This window comes from Halomonas sp. DP5N14-9 (genome assembly GCF_019802175.1).
In the GTDB taxonomy this organism is placed as follows: domain Bacteria; phylum Pseudomonadota; class Gammaproteobacteria; order Pseudomonadales; family Halomonadaceae; genus Halomonas; species Halomonas litopenaei.
This window is the reverse complement of record NZ_JAHVHR010000005.1, coordinates 1-17,748: the sequence shown is the minus strand read 5'-3', so window position 1 is coordinate 17,748 and position 17,748 is coordinate 1. Positions and strand designations below refer to the sequence as shown.

Here is a 17,748-nt window from a genome sequence, read left to right as displayed (position 1 = left end):
GCAGGATAGCGAGAGTGACGTCGCTTCGACATGGGAACTGATTCTCCGTCGGTAAATGACGGGATCAGCGTAGGAGATCAGGCCACCTCGGGATACGACGCGCCAGAACGGCCGCTTACACCCGCGGGTAGGTCTCGGGGTAGCCCAACGCCAGCTTGAGGCCCTGGGAGCACCATACCCGTCCGTTGCGCAGGCTGACCTCCCAGACGCCGCAGTCTGCCACCTTGTGGAACAGCTCAACCTGACGCGAGCGGTGGCTCAGCTGGTAGCGATAGAGCGCCGCGGCGATCAGCTGCGCCGCCGTCTCCAGCAGGTCGAGCCCAGGCCCTTCCCAACTGACCGCGCGTTCGCAGTCATCAACGCCCAGCGTGCCCCACCAGCGACCGTTCACGAAGATCGGCACCGTGGCCATCGAGAGGGTTGACTGGCTTTCCAGGTGACGCCGTATGGGCCCCTCCGGCATCAATGGCGTGCAGAAGTTGTGGCGACACCCCGCCAGGCGCTCCTCTACCAGCCGCTGATACTCGGGCTCGTCACGTGGCGTGGCGAAGAGCTGACCTCGGTAGTGGCTCCGCAACTGGTGGTGTTCTGCCGAGGCCCACTCGAATACATAATCCTGGACCACCTTCGCGGGTGTGATCTCAACCACCTGCAGAATCCAAACGCGGCTGGCACCGGTGACCGGGCCAATCTCAGCCAACAGGCGGTCTACGCCGTCTGCCCAGTGCTCCGTGGTCATCAGCGCAGTACTGCCACGCGCCAATGCTGGCAGGCACTTTTCGGTAACCAAAGGTGCCTCCGCCGCCTTGGGTGGCAGCGAGGAGGGGGGCTGATGACCAAGCATTGTTATGGCTCTGTTGGCAGGTCTCAGTCCAGCATGGTTGAACAATCGGTCAATAACAAGCTGCCATGGGCAGACGTTCGTTTAAGTGGCTCTCCAACCTGGAGACGCTTGTTCAAGAAAGCCCCTGGTGCCGGGGACAAGGCAACACCAGGGGCAGGCTGTGGCATGCACAGTTCAGGGAAGCGCCTCTTGGCCAGAGGCACAGTGCCAATGTCTACGCAGGGGCAAACTGGATGAACATTAGCACCCTCACATCATGCCTCGAATACCGATCCAGGACCACCCCCGCTCTGAAGGCGTCAGGCCTGACACAACGCATCCAGACGCCACCATCGAGAGCTAATGACGCCGCTGCTGTTATCTTCCGAAAGCGACTGCACGGCATGTGAGCCGGCCACATGGTCACCACGGCGATGTTCAATAACCTGACGTCGCTGCCGATAGTCCTTCCATGACACTACTGACCCACCTCGTGCTCGACCCACACGCTCTGGATGCCGCCATCCAGGGCAAGCACCACGTCCCCCTGGTGGTCGTTTCTTGGCTGATCGCGTTGATCGCCGCCTACACCGGCCTCGATATCATCAAGCTCGTGGGCACGGCGAAACGCATCAGCTCACGCTGGATCTGGCTGATGACGGGTGCCAGCGTCATGGGGTTTGGGGTATGGAGCATGCACTTCACCGGCATGCATGCCTACCAGCTGGATTTTGCAGTCTCTCACGCGCCCTTGCTCACCATGCTGTCTATGGTTCCCGCCGTACTGGGTAGCCTGGGGGTCATGCTGGTGGTATCCAGCCAACAACTGCCTCATCGCAGCTCGCTTCTGGCCGGCGTCGGCCTGGGCGTTGGCACCGGCTTGATGCATTACATGGGCATGGCGGCCATGAGCATGCCCGCAGTGCTCTACCACTCCCTGGGACTGTTCCTGGTCTCGCTGGGTGTCGCCCTTGGCCTTGGTATCATCAGCGTCTATGCCTACCGCCTGTGCCGCCAGGAGTGGGGAAGGCAGCGCGCCCGGCGCTGCGCCTTGATCTCGGCGCTATGCGTATCACTTGCCATCAGCGGCATGCACTACGTTGCCATGCAAGCGGCCTGGTTCGTGCCCGACTCCAACGCCTCTTCGATGTCGCCAGTGGATACGCACTCATACTGGCTGATTTATCTGATCATCGCAGGCGCCTTGATGATGGCGTTGCTGACGCTCATCGCCACCCGCGTTGAACGCCGCGTGCTTACCAGCGAACATCAGCAGCACATGACCCGGGCGCGGCTGCTTGAGGTCATCTCTGCCATCAGAGACGGGATCGTGCTTTTCGATGACAGCGCCCGGATTCGGCTCTGCAACAAGGCGTTCGAGAAGCTACTGGGGTGGGACGCCGACGAGTCCATAGGACGGTCGGTTTGGGAGCTGTCGTATGTCGATGATAGCCAGGCACTGAATCACCGCATCAGCCGAGCCTTGGAGGAGAGCGGTGAGTGGACCGGCATGATCGAGGCTCAGCACCGTGGGGGAAGGTACTTTTCCGCATGGCTCAGCGTCAGCCGCGTTTGCTATGTCGACACTGCCGAATGCGACTACGTCGCCCTGATCAGTGATCGCTCTGCTGAGCAGCAGGCACAGCAACGCATTCGCTACCTGGCTTACCATGACTCCCTAACCGAACTCCCCAACCGACGGTCACTGCAGGAGCATCTTGAGGATTTCGAGACGTATGCCAGCGATGAAGCGCCGCTTGCCTTACTGGCACTGCTAGACATCGATCGCTTCAAGTTCCTCAACGACAGCCTGGGTCAGGATGCCGGAGACGAGCTGCTCCGCCAGCTCGCGAGGCGCCTGCGAGGCTGGGTCGACGATAACCTGTTCGTGGCGCGCCTCGACGGCAATGAGTTCGCCCTACTGACCCCGCTTTCCACTTCGGACCGGACCTCTGCTGAGGGTGAAGCACAGCGCTTCATCGACCGGGTCACGGCCTCTCTCAGCGCAGACTACCGTCTTCACGGTCATACCTACCCATGCCGCCTCAACATCGGGATGTTGGTCTTCTCACCGCAGCAAAGGGCGGGTACCAAACGGCTACTCAAACGCACGGGTCTGGCCCTCCTGGAAGCGAAACGCGAGCGCAGTGGTTCACCGAGGCTATTCTGTCCCACGCTGGAGAAGGAGTTGGAGGATCGCCTAACGCTCGAACGCGAGCTGCAACTGGGCATTGCCAACGATGAGCTCCGTCTTCACCTGCAACCCCAGGTAGACGCCCTGCACCAGGTGGTCGGCGCTGAAGCCCTGGTCCGCTGGGAGCATCCGACGCGTGGTCAGGTATCTCCCGGGCACTTCATCCCACTGGCTGAAGAGTGTGGCCTTATCCTACCGCTGGGCGACTGGGTCCTACAGGAAGGATGTCGAATACTGGGGGGATGGCGAAAAAGACCCGAACTGTACGCCCTCAAGCTGTCGATCAACGTTAGCGTGCGTCAGTTCCAGCAACCAGACTTCGTGGATCAAGTATTAGCCGCGGTCCACCGCCATGATGTCGAGCCAGCGTGCCTAACCCTCGAACTCACCGAATCGCTGCTGCTCAACGACCCGCAGGGTACCATCGAGAAAATGACCCAGCTGCGACGTATCGGTATCCACTTCGCGCTGGATGATTTTGGTACGGGTTACTCCTCCATGGCCTACCTCAAGTCACTTCCTCTGGATACGCTCAAAATAGACGTCGCATTCGTCCGCGATCTCAGCCGAGACGCCCACTCGACGCCTATCGCCGCAACCATTATCACCCTCGCCAAGAGCCTGGAGATGTCGGTGGTCGCAGAGGGGGTCGAAACGGAGGTGCAGCGCTCGACACTCAAGGATCTTGGGTGCCACATCTACCAGGGGTATCTGTTTGGACGGCCGGTGCCCTCCGAGGAGTTCCATGCCATGCTGACCTCCGTACCCCGCCTTCCAGCTCACCAGTAGAGCTAGAAGTCACCGAGAGTCGGGGCAAAGCCCGCCTTCACGATCGCCAATTCGCTTAAAACGGCCATGTGCCGGCCTACCCGACGCTCCAGGTGGCCGGCGGCGACCGCACGGCGTGTCAGGAGACGGTTGCACTGCGGCCTGAGACATCGGACTGGCTGGCCTTCAAGGCGGCATAGAGAGCCGTCTTGCTGACCTTGATCCGGGCGGCGGCCTCGCGGACATTCAACCCATTGGCCAGGTGTTCCCTTGCCCTCCTCAGCTTGTCGTCGGTGACGACGGGCTTGCGCCCCCCTTTACGCCCACGGGCGGCGGCAGCAGCCAGCCCCGCCTTGGTGCGATCGCGGATCAGGTCACGCTCGAACTGACCCAGGGCGCCGAACACGTGGAAGATCAGCCGCCCACCGGGGGTGGTGGTGTCGATGGCTTCGGTCAGTGACCGGAAGCCGACACCACGCGCCTCCAAGGTGCTGACGACCTCGATCAGATGCGGCAGCGAGCGTCCCAGGCGATCCAGTCGCCACACGACCAGCACATCCCCGTCGCGTAGGAACTCCAGGGCCGCCGTCAGGCCGGGGCGTTCCGCCTTGGCCCCAGAGACGGTGTCATCGAAGATTCGCTCGCACCCTGCCTTGTGAAGCGCATCGGTCTGCAAGGCGGAGTCCTGCTCCGCCGTCGAGACCCGCGCATAGCCGATCAGTGCCATGGACCGCCCTTTTGTCCGTTTATCCGTCCGGCTATCTTATTGTCCGAAAACTTATCGAACAAGCCAATTCTCGGACAATGCCCGACTTGGCCGTCTAATGATCGTTTTCTGGACAGCCTCGCAGCAGCGGGGGGGGGGGAGAACGCCCGTTTTCTGTACACGCCAAGGTTTGCGTGGCTTCTTTACGGAAACCGCCCCTCCAGGGTCTCCTGGAGAGGCGGTCGGCGAGCGTAAAGAAAACGACCATATTGCATACAGCCGCTATCGGCCAGAAACGGACATTCAGCCAGAGCTGATATAACGCCGCATTAAGGTGTGAGCAACGCTACCACGAAACCCAACCATACCACCGTAAACATAAAACCCAACGATGGAATGAAAAATACCAAGCGTTGGGAATCACTCTTAAATGCTTTGTTATGAGTAAATTATGGCTTAACGCTGATTTCTTTTAACACTTTCGCTGGGTTACCACCAATTACGACATTGTCCCCAAAACTCTTCGTTACCACTGCACCAGAGGCTACCACCACATTGTTCCCAAGGGTCACGCCAGGGTTGATAACCGCATGACCACCTATCCAACAATTATCACCAATTTTTATTGGCTTCGCTAGCTCTAAACCACTGTTCCTCGCGATTGGGTCTAAGGGATGTGTCGCAGTATAAATTCCAACTTGAGGTGCTAGTAAACAGTTCTTACCAAATTTTACTTCCGCAACATCCAAAATCACGCAGCCGAAATTAGCATAGAAATTATCACCAACATGAATATTAGAGCCGTAGTCACAATTGAAATAAGATTCAATGTGAATATTGTCACCTGTTGTACCAAACAAATTTCTAATTATTTCAACACGCTTTTGATGAAACTCGACAGAGGTTGTATTCAACTCTTCAGTTAACAGTCTAGCGTTCAATCTTAGCTTTAATAACTCTTCATCACTTGGATCATAAAGCTTACCTGCTAACATTTTTTCTTTTTCTGACATTAAACTTGGACTCCAAGACCAATCTACTCATAACGCAAAAGCTCAGCCGCGCGCGTCAGCGTGTCGGCTGGAGCGTCTTGTTGGGCAGCACAAGCCACTGCACTATCGCCTGAACACAGACACCCGCCCCTACCGCGAGAGCAAGCGCACTCCAAAACTCGACTCGGGGCCAAAGGAGGGCCAGCACGAGGAAGAAGGCGCCGAAAGAGTAAAGGCCGCGCACCATTCCGCGATACATATGAGCAACTTGATACGCCCCATCCGCCCGATGCGTAAAGACAGCCAACACGAGACCAATGATCGGGAATACGGCCAAAAGCCCGCTCCAAACTTCCCCGAGCGATGCTGCGGCAGCGGTTACACCGAGCGTCAGAAGCGCTCCCGTGGCCATACGATAGGGCAGATCATTAGAGGCTGGGCTTCGCCCTACCAGGGGCGTGGTGTTTGGAAGCACCTTTGGCGCTAGAAGAAGAGACGCGACGGCCACTGCCAGAGCGACCTCCGGGGCCCCAGGAAGCGCCGCCAAGCCAAAAGCCACTACAATCCATGCAGCAACACCACAGCCTGATGCCACCGGCCAAGACCACTTAGTACTTGCCCAGCAGTAGGCAACGCCAAAAACCAGCAATCCAGCGATAGCAGAGATTGCCGCAATTGCGGCAACGGCGCCAAAGTCGGCCCCGTGTTCCAGAGCCACGAATACGACTATGGGCCCTGCCACGATGGGAAAGCCCCCGAGCAACCCAGCAACACCCGCCCCCCACCGGCGGCCGGCAAGCGTTACGGCGGCGATGAACAGCGGCACGACCGTTAATTTGAGAATCAGCACTTTTCAGCTCCTTCTGCTCAACAGTTATTAGACAGCATGCTCGTTTATTGACTTGAACGATCACGCGCGTTCAACATTCTTATACCTGCACACCAACCCATTGATTTTTATATGCACTTTCGTCGACGTGGCTACATAACACCAATAAACGCGCTTGCTGTCTTTGCCGGCATGTCCGCTTTGGGTCGTGAGCTGACATACCACCGGAACCAGTAAAGGGCTTTTACATTGGCGGGTATGAGGTTCCATTTCGCATTCCCTTGCTATGCCTAATCCTCAGTCAGGTTAGCAGTATCATGCTGAGCCTGCTCGCGACCTTCGTGGTGCATGGGCTTGGCAGGCCGCGCCTCCTGCTTGATACTGTATAAATATCAGGTATCGGAAGGAGCCCACCATGCCACACGCCAAATTCACCCCCGCGGATCCGGCACCGCCGCCTATGGCATTGCCACACCCCCTCGCGCGGACGCGGGCCGGGATCTCTGGCTTCCCGAGCCCGGCCCAGGACTACGAGGGGCGGACCCTGGACCTCAACGAGCGCCTGGTGAAGCGACCCTCGGCCAGCTTCTTCATGACCGTCACCGGCGACAGCATGGACTCCCTGGGTATCCACGACGGCGACCTGCTGCTGATCGATCGTTCTATCGAACCCCGGCCAGGCCACATCCTGGTGGCGCTCGTAGAGGGCGAGATCACCGTAAAGCGCTACCAGCTGAAGGGGCGGCAGCCCTATCTCTGCTCGGCGAACCCGGCCTATCCGCCTATCCCGCTGGAGGACCTCGACTGCCAGATATGGGGCGTGGTGCGTTCGGTAATCCACGAGTACCCGGTGTAGCCATGATCGGCCTGATCGACTGCAACAACTTCTACGTCAGCTGCGAGCGGGTCTTCCAGCCCCGGCTGGAGGGGCTGCCGGTCGGTGTGCTGTCGAACAACGATGGCTGCGTGATCGCCCGCTCCAACGAGCTCAAGGCGCTGGGAGTAGAGATGGGCACCCCGGCCTTCGAGCTGAAGGCGCTGCTGCGGCAGGGGCGCATCCACCTGCTCTCCTCCAACTACGAGCTGTATGGCGATATGTCGGCCCGTGTTCAGTCTGTGCTGGAGGAGTTCTCCGCCGGCGTGGAGCCCTACTCGATCGACGAGATGTTCGTGCGCTTCGACGGCTTTGGCCACGACCAGCTGCTGGCCCACTGCCGGGAGCTTCACTGCAAGGTGCGGCGATTCACCGGCATTCCGGTGAGCGTCGGGGTGGCCCCCACACGGACCCTGGCCAAGCTGGCCAACCGGGCGGCCAAGAAGGTGCCGGCCTATCGGGGGGTATGCGTGCTATCGGTGGATAGCACCGAGATGGAGAACCTGCTGCGGCATACCGAGCTGGGTGACATCTGGGGTGTGGGCCGCCGGCTGGTGGAGCGGTTGGCTCTAATGGGGATCCGCTCGGCCTGGGACCTCGCGCAGGCCGAGCCCAAGGAGATGCGCCGGCGCTTCTCGGTGACCCTGGAGCGCACCGCTCTGGAGTTGCGTGGCATTCCCTGCATCGAGATGAATGACGCCGACGAGCCCCGCCAGCGTATCATGACCTCGCGCTCCTTCGGCAAGCTGACCGACAACCGGACCGAGATCCACGAGGCGCTGCGCCAGTTCGGACAGCGCGGTGCCGAGAAGCTACGCGCCCAGGACAGCCTGGCCCGGGCCGTCTACGTCTTCCTGAAGACCAACCGCCATCGGCCGGACCTGCCACAGTATTCGCCGGGGGCCGTGGTCGAGCTGACGCGGCCCACCGACGACAGCCGCGAGGTCCTGCACGCCGTCAGCCAGGCCTTCGCTGCCATCTATCGGCCCCACTACCGCTTCATGAAGGCAGGGGTGATGCTGATCGACCTGATCGACGCCAACCGTCAGCAGATGTCGCTGCTCGACACACATCAGAGTGCCGCGGAGCGGGAGCGCAGCGAGAAACTGATGGCGACCCTGGATGCCCTCAACCAGCGCATGGGGCGTGGCACCGTCAAGCTTGGGATGCCCAGCCCCAACGCGGCCTGGCACCTGCGTTGTGCCAATCGCTCGCCACGGTGGAGCACCCGCTGGCCGGAGCTGCCCAGCGCGAAGGCCAAGTAGCGAAGCGTCTCAGATCTCGACCGCGGCACCGCTAAACACCTCACCATAGCTGCCGATCAGTCCTCTGGGGCCGAGCATGCTCAGGCTGCGTATTCCGCGCCGTCGTGACCGCCCGTTCCAATCGTTCGTGACCGGCCATACCGTTTCATCGTGACCGATTTCAGCCTCTTTCCCTGAATCTCACCTAGGAGACATCGCCACCGGCAGGACGAGCAGCAAACAGGATCTCCTTTTCCTGACCTGGGTCATTTCTTCGTGGCTGTAGGGCGCCTACCCTTCACTGACACAACATATGGTGTATATGGATCTATATTTCACCACATATAGTGATACACACAATGAAGGGGTACTCCATGGGAAGCCTGCAGTCCGGCACCGTCAGCGTGGCATCGACGGTCAACGAATACCTGCAGCGTGCCGACTGGCGCGTCAATGCCAACGCCAACCAGGGTTACTCCCTGGGCGGGCTGATCCTCAACGCCTCCGGCAAGTTAATCGCCAACTACTGGCTCGACGAGGTCTACCCCGCCGCGGTGGGTGAGGCCCATCGCGAGGGCGATCTGCACATCCACGACTTGGACATGCTCAGCGGCTACTGCGCTGGCTGGTCGCTGCGCACCCTGCTGGTCGAGGGCTTCAACGGGGTGCCGGGCCGCGCGGAGAGCGCCCCGCCCCGCCACCTCTCCAGCGCACTGGGGCAGATGGTCAACTTCCTCGGCACCCTGCAGAACGAGTGGGCCGGCGCCCAGGCATTCAGCTCCTTCGATACCTACCTGGCGCCCTTCGTGCGTCGTGACCGGCTCGACTATCCGGCGGTGAAGCAGGCAGTGCAGGAGTTCATCTACAACCTCAACGTGCCGTCACGCTGGGGCAGCCAGACGCCGTTCACCAACCTGACCTTCGACTGGACCTGTCCGGCGGACCTGCGCGACCAGGTCCCGGTCATAGGCGGCGAGGAGCAGCCCTTCACCTACGGCGGGCTGCAGGCCGAGATGGATCTGCTCAACCGCGCCTATCTAGAGGTGATGGAGGCGGGAGATTGCCAGGGCCGTGTGTTCACCTTCCCGATCCCCACCTACAACATCACGCATGATTTCGACTGGGAGAGCGACAACGCCGAAAGGCTCTTCGCGCTGACCGCCAAGTATGGGCTGCCGTACTTCCAGAACTTCCTCAACTCGGACCTGGAACCCCACATGGTGCGCTCCATGTGTTGCCGGCTGCAGCTGGACCTCAGTGAGCTGCTCAAGCGCGGCAACGGCCTGTTCGGCAGCGCCGAGCAGACCGGCTCGCTGGGCGTGGTGACAATCAACTGCGCGCGCCTGGGGCATCGTTTCGCCGGCGACCAGACGGGGCTCTATGCCGAACTGGACCGGCTGCTCGAACTGGGTCGCGACAGCCTGGAAATCAAGCGCGACTGCATCCAGCGGTGGATGGACGACGGCCTCTACCCCTACAGCCAGCGCTACCTGGGGACCCTGCGCAACCACTTCTTCACGCTGGGCGTGAACGGGCTCAACGAAATGGTCCGCAACTTCTTCGAGGACCGCTTCGATATCGCCGACCCCGAGGGGCAGCAGCTCGCCCTGGAACTACTTGAGCATGTCCGCGAACGGATGCGGGCGTTCCAGGAGGACACCGGCCACCTCTACAACCTGGAGGCGACCCCCGCCGAGGGCACCACCTACCGTTTCGCCAAGGAGGATCTCAAGCGCTTCCCCGGCATCCTCCAGGCCGGCACACCGCAGGCGCCCTACTACACCAACTCCAGCCAGCTGCCGGTGGGCCACACCGACGACCCCTTCGAGGCCCTGCTGCACCAGGATCCGCTGCAGACTCGCTATACCGGCGGCACCGTGCTGCACCTCTACATGCGCGAACGACTCTCCTCTGCCAGGGCCTGCAAGCAGCTGGTGCACACCGCGCTGTCCCGCTTCCGCCTGCCCTACCTGACCGTGACACCGACCTTCTCGATATGCCCGGTGCACGGCTACCTGGCCGGCGAACACGAGTTCTGCCCGAAGTGCGACGAGGCACTTCTGGCACAGCACGCCTCAATAACCGATGCCACGGCCTGAGGTACCTCTCCCTCGTCACACCCGACAACCATGAAAAAGGAGCATCCCATGCGCCATACCGTCGAGACCCTGCCCACCGAACAGCGCCAACGCTGCGAGGTCTGGACCCGGGTGATGGGCTATCACCGCCCGGTCAGCCAGTTCAACCACGGCAAGCAGGCCGAGCACCGCGAGCGTCGGCACTTCCACGAATCGACCGCCCACGCATAACGCCATCGCCACCCCTGGCGCCCCGCCAACCCCGGGGCGCCTGCCTGGAAAGCACCAATGTCTGATCCCGAACTAAGCCGGCCGCAGCTGCCCGTGGCCGGCCTGACCCCTATGACCACCCTGGATTACCCCGACCACCTGGCCTGTGTGATCTTCCTGCAGGGCTGTCCCCTGCGATGTGGCTACTGTCACAACCCGCAGATGCTCGAACCGAGAAGGGCCAAACCCGATGAGTGGGCGCAGGTCGAGGCCTTTCTGGACACGCGCCGAGGCCTGCTGGAAGGGGTGGTGTTCAGCGGTGGCGAGCCCACATTACACGCCGACTTGCCGCTAGCCTCCGCGCGGGTTCGCGCCCTGGGTTTCAAGGTCGGGCTGCACACCTCCGGTGTCTACCCTCGGCGCCTGGCCGCGATGCTGCCCTATCTCGACTGGGTGGGGCTGGACGTGAAGGGACCTGCCACGCAGTTCGACGCCATCGTCGGTCGACTCGGCATGGGCGCCGCCCATCAGGAGAGCCTGGCCCAGCTGCTGGCGAGTGGCATCACATTCGAATGTCGCACCACGGTCCACTGGCGCGACTTCGATCTGGAGGACCTGGACGGCCTGGCATTGGACCTCGCCTCACAGGGCGTGGAGCGCTATGCCATCCAGGTAGCACGCACGGGGCAGTGCCTGGACGAGGCCTATGCTCGCCCAGTGATGCGGGCCCCCTCGACTGCCGATCTGCAGGCGCTCGTGGAGCGCCTGCAGCCCGCCTTCCGGCATCTGGAACTGCGTTTATGAAGTATTTGAGCCATGGATTCTTCTCGGCCAATGGTTCGTACCATGGGCAATTACACCTAGGGACTAAACACCTAGACTGAGAACACCTTGGCATCTAGCCCGAGCGGCGGGAGCCACTTCAGCTCATTGGAGATGCACCGCCTCGAAGCGGGCAAGTGCCTCGCCCTCTTCACCGACGAGCGTCAAGTTTTCGCCCTCAACCTGCCAGTTGGTGATGTCGCCGAGCGCATCGAGAAATTCTCGTTCGAGCTCCATCACTTCGCCAGGGCAGGCCATCATGGTGGTGGCAAGCTGACCGAAAGTTAACCGATCGCCGTCGCGTTCATAGTCACCCATCATGCGGTTGCAACCGGTGGAGCCTGCCAGGCGGGCGTCATCGGCATGCAGCACCAGATGCGCTTCGCGCGCCTCATCGATGGTCACCGCCTGGCGCTCACCCACCGTCACCAGCTTCCAGTAGGTATTCTCCAGGGGCTCATTGGCAGTATCACCCGAGGTCGCATCAAACCCGGCGCACCCGGCAAGAGCCAGGGTGCCGACCAGCAGTGCCGCAAGCGAATACTTCTGTTTCATCGTGGTCACTCCATTGCCATTCATGAGGACTATCAGACCATCCCACGGCATAAGGTTCCGAGTCTTGTGATGAAATAGCGAGCCGCCGAATGTGCCCACCGCCTGCACACGATCATGCTTCATCGCTCCGCCTCGATCAGCGCCGGATCATCCTCCACCGGCTTGTTGACCCTCGGGCTTACCGGCCAGTGGGTCAGCCGATCGTGAGGAAGGTGGTGAACCAGGTGGCGGATCGTCTCGCGGTCGGTCAGGCCGGGATCGAGCCAGGGCTCCAGGCTCTGTTGATCCAGGATCAGTGGCATGCGCGGGTGGATTACCTTGGCAACGCCGCGGGCGGGCTCGGTGAGGATGGCGCAACCGGGTTTGCCGTCCGGGCGCTCGGTCCAGATTCCGGCGAACCACAGCGGCTCGCCGTCGCCGCGGGTCAGGTAGTGGGGCTGCTTGCGGCCGTCCACGACTAGCCACTCGTACCAACCGTCTGCCGGCACCAGGCAGCGGTGATGGACGAAGGCACCGCGGAAGTAAGGTGAGGTGGCAACCTTCTCGACGGTGGCGTTGATGGGCTGCGGGGCTTTGTCATCCGCCCAGTGAGGCCGGTAACCCCACCACAGCGCATCAAGGCTCAGCTGACCACCGTACTCATGCCGACGCACCGCCGAAATCCAGGTGCCCGGCGTGACGTTGTAGCGAGGCGTCAGCTCACCCTCGGACAGCGGCAGCTTTAGCGAGCGCTCCAGGCTGGGGAAGTCGGAGTAGAGAGCGAAGCGACCGCACATAATCACACCTCTTTCAGCAGAAGGCTCGCGATGATCTGCAATTTAGAATGTCCTGTAGTTCACTGCAGTTTAAGCAACGCGGCTTCTGCGTCCATGGGCAACTCGAGAAGCCTGGCCCTTGGCGGGTAGGCCTCCCCGTGCTCGCGGGTGCTCTCCACTATTGGCGTATCTCCAGTTGCCGATTGGCACCGATCCCATGAGCTCGCCCACACTCGATGTCTCCGTCCTTCCAGGTTTTCACCAGGTCGGCGCGGCTGCGGATACGAGCGTAACGCAGGAACGATACCGCCCCGCCGTCGAGTCCGGTCCACCAAAGCGATTTCCGGACCTGGTGAGGGATTTCGTCCCAGATGACACGCCATACTCGCAAAAAAAGAGGCAGTCTTCTCCGCACTGGCTATTCTGAAAATGCCCCACATCGGGGTGTTGCCGGGAGGCCGAAGCCATGCCTTATATCAAGTCGGTAGTCATCTCCAGTCCAACTGCTGCAATTCACAACACTGACTTTAATATCGACGTTACCGCCATCATAGAATTTAGTGCACTGGAAAGACAGCTTGGTCTTTCATACAAGACCACCATTGCACTCTATGAAGTTGATGACACAATGGATGTATACAGCGTCCAGCCCAACTGGCAACGAGTTTTCCTTCAGCGCGCAGCCAGAGGTGATAAGGACGACTTCCTGGGATTCTCCCCAGCAATAGACATGAAGGCAGATAGAGCTGAGGACAAGATCACACACAAGTTCAATGTGAGAGCACAAATGGAGTCAGACTGGACGATGGAGATTAGAGCACTGGTAGTTTGCGTACCTGAAACTTCAGCCGCCATGCAATGGAGTAGTCAAAAGTCCATCCGCTCTGTAGCCACATAATCTCGCCAGCTATTTCAGTCAGCGCACCGGATTAACAGGCATCGCTCCAGTGCCGGTGCGCGTTGTCCATAGGTGTCGGGGTCCATGATTGACCACCAGATTAGTAAAAAACCTCAGAGCATCTGGCCTCCCATTCCCTTACCCTGCGTCTTCTACGCCTTCCGATAGATCAAAGGCGCTGACATCGAGCTCAAGCAGCTCAACAGGGCGGCTCTTTCGGATCCCTACCTGATTTTCTATCAGTATCTCGATCAGCCGCTCTCCATCAATCAGCGTGATGGGGGCTGCACCAGGGAAGAGCGCTGCCTGCTCACAGCTGCTGGCGAACTTCCCAAGAGTCATCAGGGTGCCCCGAATCGCCTTGTGATAGGGAAGCGCTCCGCGGAGCTGGTCGACCACTGGGCGGGTGATAGTGCCCTGCTGACGTTTGACTTGGACAACCTCGGTGATCGTCGTGATGCCCACCTGCACACTGCCTACGACGTCGACGCCCTTGTCGCCGGAGGCCTTGGTGACTTCGACGTCCTCATAGCCCATGGCTCGCAGCAACTCACCGATCAGAGCTTCAAACTGATAGGGGTCCATCTTGCCGAGGTAGTCCCTCAGCTGCTGCTTCTGCTGCTGGTTATAGCGATTCACTCCATCGATGATGGCTTTGCGAGGGTCGTCTGGCCGCTTCGGCAAGCTCCCCTTCAGCCAGGCTAGGCCTGCAGGAGTGATTTGGTAGCGATTCCCTTGGCGCTCAACCAAGCCCCGGTCCACGAGATTGCTGAACCGCTGATGCAGTGTGGTCTTGCAGGACGACTCGGAGGCAAAGTTGGACACCTTGTGCAGGTAGGACATCCACTCGGGCAGGATGTCGCTGCGTTTCGCCATTTCAAAGCCGGACAGGAGCTCAAGAACCGTCAGCAGCCCTTCCTCACCATCCAGCTGCCTCAATGTCTCGTCTTCCCCCTGCAAGAACTGTTCACCACGCTCTGTTGGCTTCCAACAACCCTGATCATCAGCTTCCATCAGAGTGTAGTTGTTGATGAACATCCAGCTGCCATAGCTGTGGCGAGGGTTCATCACGTGGTTATCGGTTTGCCAGATTTTCAGGGCCAGCGCTTTATGGTCCCCCTCCAGACGTTCGATGATCCAGGTATCGGGGTCTGACCAGTCGACTGGGTTCTGCGGCGTCCCGGTCTGATCGTGAATGGCCGTGATCATGTCACGCACGGCCTTGGGCGGTGTGCCTGTGGACGCTTTAATCAGCGCCGCTGCCTGCGCATAGGTGGGAAAGAGCGGTGTCCTTACCTTCTTCATCAAGAAACTCCCTGTGGATATCTCAAACGGCTAAAGCGCCCGTATCACCGCGTGGTGGCAACCAGGCGCCTGCAATCTGGCTTACTCCACTTCCCCCGCCAGTTCCGCACTAACGCTGCGAAATTGCTCCAGGGCGGCCTCCAGGTTTTCGACTATCTCGGTGGCCAGCACGTCCGGTTCCGGCAGGCTGTCGATGTCCTCCAGGCTGTCGTCCTTGAGCCAGAAGATATCCAGGTTGAGCTTGTCGCGCTGGATCAGCTCGTCGTAGCTGAAGCGGCGGAAGCGCTCGGTCTCCTGGCGCTCGTGGTAGCAGCGCACGAAGTCATCGAGGTCGGCGTGGGTCAGCCGCTTGGTCTTGAGTGTCTTGTGGATGTTGGTGCGGTAGTCGTAGACCCACAGCTCCCTGGTCTGCGCCTCCCGGCTGGCCGGGCGCTTATCGAAGAACAGCACGTTGGCCTTCACGCCTGGGCTGTACCAGATACCGGTGGGCAGGCGCAGCAGGGTGTGGAAGTTGAACCCCACCAGCAGGCGCTTGCGGATGCCTTCGCCCGCCCGGCCAGCCTCGAACAGGACGTTGTCGGGCAGTACCACGCCGGCGCGGCCGTGGGTGTCGAGGATGGTCATGATGTGCTGGAGGAAGTTGAGCTGCTTGTTCGAGGTAGAGAACTTGAAGTCCTCGCGCTCGTAGCTCTCGTGCTCGGTACTTACCGAGCCATCTTCCCCCACCACCTTGTAGCTGGACTTCTTGCCGAAGGGCGGGTTGGTCAGCACCACGTCGAAGCGCTTGCCACCGTCGCCGGAGAGGGCATCCCCCTGCTGCACGGGGCTGCCGCCATTCCCGATTCCATGCAGGTAGAGGTTCATCGCACACAGCCGTACCACCTCATCGACGATATCCACGCCGTGCAGGGCGTTATGCTTGAGCTGACGTAGCTTCTCGCGATCCTGGCTCTGGGTCTTCATGTGCTCGAAGGCGGAGAGCAGGAAGCCCCCGGTGCCACAGGCAGGATCGCATACGGTCTCGTCGATCCTTGGGTGCACGCACTTCACGATGGCGTCGATGACCGGGCGCGGGGTGAAGTACTGGCCGGCGCCCGAGCGCACTTCGGAGGCGTTGCGCTCCAGCAGCCCCTCGTAGATCTCGCCCTTCACGTCGACCTGCAGGCCGACCCAGGGGCCTTCCTTGTCGATCAGGCTGACCACGCGCTTGAGCTTGGCCGGGTCAGAGAGCTTGTTCTGGGACTTGCGGAAGATAGTGCCGATCAGGCCACTCTCACGTGCCAGGCCCTCCAGGGTGTGGCGATACTGAAGCTCCAGATCATCGCCATCCTTCTCCGCCAGCTTCCTCCAGCGCCACTGGCTGGGAATGCAGGTCTCTTCGCCCAGCAGCTCCACCCTCTCCTCGTCCATCTTGAGAAACAGCAGGTAGGTGATCTGCTCAATGTAGTCACCGTAGGAGACACCCTGGTCACGCAGCACATGGGCGTAGTTCCAGACCTTGGAGACGAGTTGTTCCTTGCTCATGCGGTAACCTTCTTGCGGGTGCGTTTCTTGGGGGGGGCGGCATCACGTTCGGCGCGGATGCGAGCCAGCAGCTCGCTGGCGGGCTCATCGTCGGGGTCCTGGGGCACCAGCTTGCCGGAGAAGGCGTCCTTGAGAATCGACTGGCGCAGTGCCTCGGAGCGTGTGAGTTCGGTTTGGCACCATTCCTCTACAGCTGACATTTTGGATAATCTCTCATCCATCTCAGCAATGATGACTTTTTGCTCCGCTGCGGGAGGCAGGGGAACTACCAAGGATTTCAATTTTGAACCATTGACATTAGCCTGCCCAACTTGCTGGCTAACGACGCTTCTCACCCACTGCCGGCCAAAAACTGAGTTAACAAACGCAGAGACGTATTCTGGCGCGACTTCAATAAATCTAACTCTAATCAAATATGAGGCATATGAGCAATCTTTCGGGACACCTTTGTAAACCGCCGTCTTTCCGACCAGCTCAGCACTATTTGTTCTATTGAATAAAAGATCGCCACTCTTTAACAAAAGCTTAGGAAAATCCGAGTGCGACCCAGGGAGATACTTCAAGTTATCCAGATCCAAAGATCCGTCAACTATATTCCCCATACGCAGGACTGGGACACCGGTAGGATCAAGGCTGCACTTGGAAGAAGTACCATAGTCAACCATTAAAGACAGTTGCTCAACCGATGCCCACACCCATCCTTCGGGCAGCTCCGGCAAGTCGTGGGTATCCGGTGCTACCGGCTCCTTGTACTTGCCTCGTCCCTGCCAGTTCTCGCGGCGGGCCTGAAGGATCCGCTTCAGCAGGTCACTGCCGGACTCAAGGCGCCCGGCATTCTTAGCTCGCCAGTCGACAGTCAGCTGTCCAGTGACGGCGGCCTTGAGGACGGACTGGCGATATCGAGCCAGCAGCTTCTGCACATCGCGTAGGCTGGCCTCGCCATGGTCGAGCTGGGCAAACAGGGACTCGATCTTATCGACGATGCGTCGTTGTTCATCCAGTGGAGGCACTGGAATCTGCTTCTCTAGCACAGCAGCTCTTGATAGCTCCACCAGGGAAAACGCATGAAAGATTTCAGACCGCGAGAATGTCAGCAAGGTACGACTCGTCCAGCGCGGCTTTCTTCTGTTTTCGCCGGACTCCACCCTTGAAAGACTTCTCCCCTTTCAGG

At 60.1% G+C, this 17,748-nt stretch carries 14 protein-coding genes and 1 pseudogene; 6 read left to right on the top strand and 9 right to left on the bottom strand.

From position 1 onward, the window contains the following. Positions 1–115: 115 nt before the first annotated feature. Complete coding sequence (locus KUW00_RS05410; RefSeq protein ID WP_261391999.1) at positions 116–739, bottom strand: GAF domain-containing protein; 624 nt, start codon at positions 737–739, stop codon at positions 116–118. Positions 740–1,295: 556 nt separating this feature from the next. Here KUW00_RS05410 and KUW00_RS05405 point away from each other — a divergent pair. Then, positions 1,296–3,806, top strand: coding sequence for an EAL domain-containing protein (locus KUW00_RS05405; RefSeq protein ID WP_222568466.1), 2,511 nt, complete (start codon positions 1,296–1,298; stop codon positions 3,804–3,806). Between the two features lie 118 nt (positions 3,807–3,924). On the opposite strand, the gene KUW00_RS05400 is transcribed toward KUW00_RS05405, so the two are convergent. From KUW00_RS05400 to KUW00_RS05390, 3 genes are all read right to left on the bottom strand, one after another. Next, positions 3,925–4,512 carry a recombinase family protein gene (locus KUW00_RS05400; RefSeq protein WP_222568465.1) on the bottom strand — a complete coding sequence of 196 codons (588 nt, stop codon included), beginning with the start codon at positions 4,510–4,512 and terminating at the stop codon, positions 3,925–3,927. A gap of 428 nt (positions 4,513–4,940) precedes the next feature. Next, positions 4,941–5,504, bottom strand: coding sequence for a sugar O-acetyltransferase (locus tag KUW00_RS05395; RefSeq protein ID WP_222568464.1), 564 nt, complete (start codon positions 5,502–5,504; stop codon positions 4,941–4,943). A gap of 55 nt (positions 5,505–5,559) precedes the next feature. Continuing rightward, positions 5,560–6,333, bottom strand: a complete 774-nt coding sequence (locus tag KUW00_RS05390; protein ID WP_222568463.1) for a hypothetical protein — start codon at positions 6,331–6,333, stop codon at positions 5,560–5,562. A gap of 394 nt (positions 6,334–6,727) precedes the next feature. Between KUW00_RS05390 and KUW00_RS05385 the strand changes: the two genes are divergently transcribed. From KUW00_RS05385 to KUW00_RS05365, 4 genes and pseudogenes are all read left to right on the top strand, one after another. Continuing rightward, positions 6,728–7,168: a LexA family protein gene (locus KUW00_RS05385; protein ID WP_089680899.1), complete on the top strand. Its 441-nt coding sequence runs from the start codon at positions 6,728–6,730 to the stop codon at positions 7,166–7,168. A 2-nt stretch (positions 7,169–7,170) separates the two neighbouring features. After that, on the top strand, positions 7,171–8,451 hold the full coding sequence (locus tag KUW00_RS05380) for a Y-family DNA polymerase (protein ID WP_222568462.1): 1,281 nt from the start codon (positions 7,171–7,173) through the stop codon (positions 8,449–8,451). A 353-nt stretch (positions 8,452–8,804) separates the two neighbouring features. Then, positions 8,805–10,739: pseudogene (locus tag KUW00_RS05375) on the top strand (ribonucleoside triphosphate reductase). Positions 10,740–10,796: 57 nt separating this feature from the next. Beyond that, positions 10,797–11,522: an anaerobic ribonucleoside-triphosphate reductase activating protein gene (locus tag KUW00_RS05365; RefSeq protein ID WP_222568459.1), complete on the top strand. Its 726-nt coding sequence runs from the start codon at positions 10,797–10,799 to the stop codon at positions 11,520–11,522. 123 nt (positions 11,523–11,645) lie between these two features. On the opposite strand, the gene KUW00_RS05360 is transcribed toward KUW00_RS05365, so the two are convergent. Next, entirely contained in the window at positions 11,646–12,218 is a 573-nt protein-coding gene (locus KUW00_RS05360; protein WP_261391998.1) for an META domain-containing protein, read from the bottom strand. Continuing rightward, positions 12,215–12,871: an SOS response-associated peptidase gene (locus KUW00_RS05355; protein WP_222568458.1), complete on the bottom strand. Its 657-nt coding sequence runs from the start codon at positions 12,869–12,871 to the stop codon at positions 12,215–12,217. Before KUW00_RS05355 ends, KUW00_RS05360 begins: the two co-directional genes overlap by 4 nt. 445 nt (positions 12,872–13,316) lie before the next feature. Between KUW00_RS05355 and KUW00_RS05350 the strand changes: the two genes are divergently transcribed. Further along, complete coding sequence (locus KUW00_RS05350) at positions 13,317–13,748, top strand: hypothetical protein (protein ID WP_222568457.1); 432 nt, start codon at positions 13,317–13,319, stop codon at positions 13,746–13,748. Positions 13,749–13,886: 138 nt separating this feature from the next. Here KUW00_RS05350 and KUW00_RS05345 read toward each other — a convergent pair whose 3' ends face one another. The 3 genes from KUW00_RS05345 to KUW00_RS05335 all read right to left on the bottom strand — a co-directional run bounded on the left by KUW00_RS05345 (position 13,887) and on the right by KUW00_RS05335 (position 17,674). Then, a complete protein-coding gene (locus KUW00_RS05345; RefSeq protein WP_222568456.1) occupies positions 13,887–15,053 on the bottom strand; it encodes a restriction endonuclease in 1,167 nt (388 codons plus the stop codon). Between the two features lie 81 nt (positions 15,054–15,134). Continuing rightward, positions 15,135–16,577 carry a class I SAM-dependent DNA methyltransferase gene (locus KUW00_RS05340; RefSeq protein WP_222568455.1) on the bottom strand — a complete coding sequence of 481 codons (1,443 nt, stop codon included), beginning with the start codon at positions 16,575–16,577 and terminating at the stop codon, positions 15,135–15,137. Beyond that, positions 16,574–17,674: a restriction endonuclease subunit S gene (locus tag KUW00_RS05335; RefSeq protein WP_222568454.1), complete on the bottom strand. Its 1,101-nt coding sequence runs from the start codon at positions 17,672–17,674 to the stop codon at positions 16,574–16,576. The genes KUW00_RS05340 and KUW00_RS05335 overlap by 4 nt, the downstream gene beginning before the upstream one ends. Between the last annotated feature and the right edge of the window lie 74 nt (positions 17,675–17,748).

What these genes read in the sequence shown, in the direction of transcription:
- KUW00_RS05410 (WP_261391999.1), bottom strand. Translation starts at nt 739, where the DNA reads ATGACCACGGAGCACTGGGCAGACGGCGTAGACCGCCTGTTGGCTGAG.
- KUW00_RS05405 (WP_222568466.1), top strand. Translation starts at nt 1,296, where the DNA reads ATGACACTACTGACCCACCTCGTGCTCGACCCACACGCTCTGGATGCC.
- KUW00_RS05400 (WP_222568465.1), bottom strand. Translation starts at nt 4,512, where the DNA reads ATGGCACTGATCGGCTATGCGCGGGTCTCGACGGCGGAGCAGGACTCC.
- KUW00_RS05395 (WP_222568464.1), bottom strand. Translation starts at nt 5,504, where the DNA reads ATGTCAGAAAAAGAAAAAATGTTAGCAGGTAAGCTTTATGATCCAAGT.
- KUW00_RS05385 (WP_089680899.1), top strand. Translation starts at nt 6,728, where the DNA reads ATGCCACACGCCAAATTCACCCCCGCGGATCCGGCACCGCCGCCTATG.
- KUW00_RS05380 (WP_222568462.1), top strand. Translation starts at nt 7,171, where the DNA reads ATGATCGGCCTGATCGACTGCAACAACTTCTACGTCAGCTGCGAGCGG.
- KUW00_RS05365 (WP_222568459.1), top strand. Translation starts at nt 10,797, where the DNA reads ATGTCTGATCCCGAACTAAGCCGGCCGCAGCTGCCCGTGGCCGGCCTG.
- KUW00_RS05360 (WP_261391998.1), bottom strand. Translation starts at nt 12,218, where the DNA reads ATGAAGCATGATCGTGTGCAGGCGGTGGGCACATTCGGCGGCTCGCTA.
- KUW00_RS05355 (WP_222568458.1), bottom strand. Translation starts at nt 12,871, where the DNA reads ATGTGCGGTCGCTTCGCTCTCTACTCCGACTTCCCCAGCCTGGAGCGC.
- KUW00_RS05350 (WP_222568457.1), top strand. Translation starts at nt 13,317, where the DNA reads ATGCCTTATATCAAGTCGGTAGTCATCTCCAGTCCAACTGCTGCAATT.
- KUW00_RS05345 (WP_222568456.1), bottom strand. Translation starts at nt 15,053, where the DNA reads ATGAAGAAGGTAAGGACACCGCTCTTTCCCACCTATGCGCAGGCAGCG.
- KUW00_RS05340 (WP_222568455.1), bottom strand. Translation starts at nt 16,577, where the DNA reads ATGAGCAAGGAACAACTCGTCTCCAAGGTCTGGAACTACGCCCATGTG.